The following is a 368-nucleotide window of genomic DNA, read 5'->3' as shown; positions in this document are numbered from 1 at the left end:
CGGACGCCAAGGGCGGCTCGACCTCCTCGAAGGTGACCACGGCGCCCGGCACCGCCAAGGGCTACGTGGGCGCGGCGAAGGACGTCACCATCGACAAGTGCGATGCGGCCAAGTCGCCCGCATCGTTCTCGGGCACCGTCACCAACCCCGAGAAGACCAAGCAGTCCTACCGCATCTACGTCTCGGTGCTGGCGGGCGACGCGACCCTCGGCATCGCGCAGGTGAACGTCGACGACGTCGAGCCGAAGGCGAAGAAGTCGTGGAGCGGCACCTCCGACTCCGGGGCCGAGAACGGCCGGTGCGTGCTCCGCGTCGAGCGCACCCCTGCCAAGTAGTCCGACGCCGCGCCCGGCGATCCGCATCCTGTC

At 69.8% G+C, this 368-nt stretch carries 1 pseudogene; it reads left to right on the top strand.

Annotation, left to right across the window (positions count from 1 at the left end):
• Window positions 1-335 (top strand): annotated as a pseudogene (locus ACR9ZG_RS18945) (hypothetical protein); the annotation flags it as partial.
• Window positions 336-368 lie beyond the last annotated feature (33 nt).

The sequence above is a fragment of the Leifsonia sp. KNZ12-8B genome, assembly GCF_056755495.1.
Note: the sequence above shows the minus strand (reverse complement) of the source record. Positions and strands in the feature narration are given on the sequence as shown.